This window comes from uncultured Campylobacter sp., from assembly GCF_937890585.1.
Classification (GTDB): Bacteria; Campylobacterota; Campylobacteria; order Campylobacterales; family Campylobacteraceae; genus Campylobacter_A.
Map to the genome: position 1 here is coordinate 1 of NZ_CALACG010000368.1, position 3,693 is coordinate 3,693.

The 3,693-nt window shown below is 37.9% G+C and carries 4 protein-coding genes and 5 tRNA genes; 5 read left to right on the forward strand and 4 right to left on the reverse strand.

What is annotated here, in order from left to right; all coding sequences use genetic code 11:
• The 3 genes from Q0296_RS10950 to Q0296_RS10960 all read right to left on the reverse strand — a co-directional run.
• The coding region (locus Q0296_RS10950; protein WP_298040524.1) for a hypothetical protein at positions 1-569 on the reverse strand (569 nt) is incomplete at its 3' end.
• 2 nt (positions 570-571) lie between these two features.
• Positions 572-1,792 (reverse strand): tyrosine-type recombinase/integrase, encoded by a 1,221-nt coding sequence (locus Q0296_RS10955; protein ID WP_298040526.1) that lies wholly within the window; start codon positions 1,790-1,792, stop codon positions 572-574.
• Between the two features lie 191 nt (positions 1,793-1,983).
• A tRNA-Ala gene (locus Q0296_RS10960) sits at positions 1,984-2,059 on the reverse strand.
• Positions 2,060-2,165: 106 nt separating this feature from the next.
• Between Q0296_RS10960 and Q0296_RS10965 the strand changes: the two genes are divergently transcribed.
• The 5 genes from Q0296_RS10965 (at position 2,166) to Q0296_RS10985 (ending at position 2,754) form a co-directional block, all read left to right on the forward strand.
• A tRNA-Gly gene (locus tag Q0296_RS10965) sits at positions 2,166-2,240 on the forward strand.
• A 9-nt stretch (positions 2,241-2,249) separates the two neighbouring features.
• A tRNA-Leu gene (locus Q0296_RS10970) sits at positions 2,250-2,336 on the forward strand.
• Positions 2,337-2,344: 8 nt separating this feature from the next.
• Positions 2,345-2,418 (forward strand) — tRNA-Cys (locus Q0296_RS10975).
• A 32-nt stretch (positions 2,419-2,450) separates the two neighbouring features.
• Positions 2,451-2,606: a hypothetical protein gene (locus tag Q0296_RS10980; protein ID WP_021083823.1), complete on the forward strand. Its 156-nt coding sequence runs from the start codon at positions 2,451-2,453 to the stop codon at positions 2,604-2,606.
• A 58-nt stretch (positions 2,607-2,664) separates the two neighbouring features.
• Positions 2,665-2,754 (forward strand) — tRNA-Ser (locus tag Q0296_RS10985).
• A 124-nt stretch (positions 2,755-2,878) separates the two neighbouring features.
• Here the strand turns inward: Q0296_RS10985 and Q0296_RS10990 are convergent.
• Complete coding sequence (locus tag Q0296_RS10990; RefSeq protein WP_298040530.1) at positions 2,879-3,382, reverse strand: DUF4209 domain-containing protein; 504 nt, start codon at positions 3,380-3,382, stop codon at positions 2,879-2,881.
• Between the last annotated feature and the right edge of the window lie 311 nt (positions 3,383-3,693).

Below are 3,693 nucleotides of genomic sequence, written 5' to 3' on the forward strand. Positions count from 1 at the left end.
TCTTTTATTGTTTGTTTATTAGTGTGCATATCGTATTCTTTTTTTAGCTTCTTAAAGTCTTTAAAATAAAGTTCAGCCCAGTTTTGAAAACTCGAAAAGCTAATATTTATTTCATTTTCAAAAGGGGATAACCCATTATCTTCATAATATTTGTTTGTGTCTATGTTTATGTAAAATTTATCTTGTATGGTTTCGTTGTCGTCTGGGTAAAAATAAAAAGCGTGTTTTAAATATTCCATCGCCTTTAAATAATTTTCATATCTCGTTACTAAAATATCTTTTTTAACGGCTCTTGCGTCTATTATTCGTTTAAAAAAGGTTGTAAAATTTATTAGTGCTTTGTTTTTTAATTCATCATCGGAATAAAATTTAAAAAGTGGCGAAAAATCGTCCAGCGATAATTTGCCAGCCTCTCCAGCATTGACTTTTTCAATCATTGCCATAAATTCGCCGTCGTAATTAACGGTGTGCCCCTCTTTTAAATATGCCCTAATATCAGATATTATTATTTCTACTTGTTTTAATATTTGAATATCTTTTTTGTCTTGTGTTTTTTGGTTGTATGCCATTTTCACTCCTTTACTAAACTATCTAAATAATCGCTCCACCATTGCATTAATCTCGCCCTCTCGTCCAGCCTCTGGCTTCGGTCATAAATAGCTTTTACACTGCTTCGCTCTTTGTGGTCTAGGCAAAGCTCTATCACGTCGCTACTAAAGCCGTGATTTTTGATGTTTTCATTTAGTAGCGTGCTTGCTGTCGTGCGTAAGCCGTGAAAGACCATTTCATCGCCAAAGCCTAACCGCTTAATTGCTTGGTTGAGTGTGCTATCGCTTAGCGGTCTTGTTGCACTTATGCCACTAGGAAAGACAAAATCGCCCCTTTTGTGCTCCAGCATTGTTTTTAAAAGCTTCTTGACCTGCTTACTCATTGGCATATAAAAAATTTCTCTTAGCTTCATCGCTTCGCCTGGAAACGTGATTAAATTATTCTCAAAATCCACGTATTGCCATTTTAGTTCTCTCACATTTGCACTACGTAAAAAGGTATGCACGCCAAATATTAATGCCTGCTGTGTGTAAAACGAGCCTTGATAGTCCTGCATTGCTCTTAATAGCTCTTTTAGCTTGCTTGGATCGGTTATTGCCTTGTAGTGGTTATTTGATGAGGTTTTGAAAGCGTCGTTAAAGATAATATCCCTTGTTGGGTTATGCTCGATGTAGCCTTTATTTACTGCTAAGTCTAAAATCTTACGAAGTAGCCTAAAAGTTCTTAACGAAGTTTCGTGTGTTATGCCACTTTTTGCTTCTCGTGCTTGTATCTGCTCTATTGCGTGCGCGTAATCCCTGCGTTTTAGCTCGGTTATCTCTTTGCTGCCTAGATAGGGGATTAGATTTTTTTCAATACGTCCGATTTGCTTATTAAAAGCGATTAGCCCTTTACTCTGCTCTTTGTCTATCCACTCATCGGCTACATCTTTAAACGTGATAGCCTTTTGCTTGGCTGTGGCTGTCTGTAAGTCCTCGCCCCTATCTCTTAGCCTCTCAAGCTCCAAAGCTTTCGCTCTTGCTTCTGCTAGCGTGATACTCGGATATTTGCCTATTTTGATTTGCTTTGTCGTCCGCTTCTCGTCGCTCTCTTGATATTTGAAATAAAATGTTTTGGTGGTTTCTTTTTGGGTCTTGTATGCAAGCACGTATAAAAATTTTACTCCGTCATCTTTTACCCACTCACGATTTTTATTTTTGAGTGTAAATTTTTTTAGTGCCAAATCGTTCGCAAAGCTTGCCATTTCGTAACCCTTAATTTTGAGTGTAAAAAGTTAGTGTAAAGACTTTTTTACACTCAGATATACACTCAAAAGAGTGGAATTGTTTGAAATGCAATGATAAGAAGTGAGAGCTTAAAAAGTGATAAAAGCCCTAAACTTAGGCTTTGAAAAGCATTTTTTGACAAGGTTTGAAAACCCCTGAAAACGTCTGTTGGTGGAGTTAAGCGGGATCGAACCGCCGACCTCTTGAATGCCATTCAAGCGCTCTCCCAGCTGAGCTATAACCCCAAAAAAGATTTGGTATTTTATCTTTTTATGCCTTACAATATTTTGAAATTTACATTTTGCAAAATAAATTTTTAAGCAACTTTTAGGTAACATTGCAATCTTTAATGCGGGAATAGCTCAGGGGTAGAGCACAACCTTGCCAAGGTTGGGGTCGCGAGTTCGAATCTCGTTTCCCGCTCCATTAAATTTTGCCCGAGTGGCGGAATGGTAGACGCAAGGGACTTAAAATCCCTCGGTAGTTTTTACCGTACCGGTTCAAGTCCGGTCTCGGGCACCACCAAAAGTGGCGACATGGCCAAGTGGTAAGGCATGAGCCTGCAAAGCTTTGATCCCCGGTTCGAATCCGGGTGTCGCCTCCAGACTTCAAAAAAACCAAATTAAAGGATTAACAATGAAAAAGTTGCTTTTAATCGTATGCGTGGCATTTTTTGCGGTAGGTTGTTCAAATACTTGGCATGGCGTAAAAGAAGATACTCACAACGCCAAAGAATGGACTAAAGAAAAGATCAATGACGGCGCTAGCTACGTCAAAGAAAAAACAGAATAATTTTTGGTGGTTATAGCAAATTTTAAGCAAAGTTGGCTATAATCACAAATCTTTAATTCGGGAGATGGCTGAGCGGTCGAAAGCGGCGGTCTTGAAAACCGTTGAGGTGTGAAAGCCTCCTGGGGTTCGAATCCCTATCTCCCGGCCATTATCTAATTATTGTATTAACTCCTAATATATTAGTATCTCCAAATTTTAGTTGTATTTTTTAAATTTTAGTAATTTTTTTTGACTTTATTGCATATTTTATTTGTAAGCTAATGTAATAAAATCTAGCAAGCGTTCTCAAATGAAACGCAGTTATTAACCGTTAGCCTAAGGCAAAGCCACCAAATATAAATATCGGCATAGTTTGGGGATTCACTGACCAGTCCGTGACATATTTTATTTCTGTAGTTTAACCCCATCGGCTCCGTTAGTAAAAATTTTAGCTCTTCCGTCAAATCTCTCCCGAGCAATTCATATATTTTTGGTTCTTGCAAAAGCGAGTTTATGCTTTTTTCCGATTCTACGCCGTACTCATCGATAGTAGTCGTAGGGATTTTTTCTTGTTGCAGTAAAATTCTCGCCAAATGCTCTATTTGAGGTATCAGCAAATGGCTTGAAACCAAAAAGTTTCTATCAAAACCGTAATATAAACCTTGCGCCCAGATATCCACCCTGTCTGCAGGAACCACGCTAGAGCTTCTACAAATATCATAAATGAAACGCATAGACACTCTATGTTCCTCTAAAATTTGCCAAAATGCGGGCAGTATACTGCCGTCTACCGCCAACTTGACGTGTATATAGTATTCCTGGTACATTTCATGTTTTAATCGATCATCTTTTGTAGTTATTTGCGATAATTTTCTTCCGCCAGCATCTACGTAAATTTGAGTAATAAAATTTGAAAACAGAGGCTTCTTTAAAAGTTTCTCGGATGACTTTTTGATATCTTCATATAGTGGATTTGCTGTGATATTAGCTAGGCATAATACCGCTTAAGATAGTTGCTTGCCTTTTACCGCTAGCTTTGCATTATTTTTATAGCGCGAAATATCGATCTTATCGGTAGCAATTAAGCTCATTTCGCTTCCAATATCTT

Excerpts from the sequence above, each read along its gene's own strand:
- Q0296_RS10955 (WP_298040526.1), bottom strand. The coding sequence starts at position 1,792 with ATGGCAAGCTTTGCGAACGATTTGGCACTAAAAAAATTTACACTCAAA.
- Q0296_RS10980 (WP_021083823.1), top strand. The coding sequence starts at position 2,451 with ATGAAAAAGTTGCTTTTAATCGTATGCGTGGCATTTTTTGCGGTAGGT.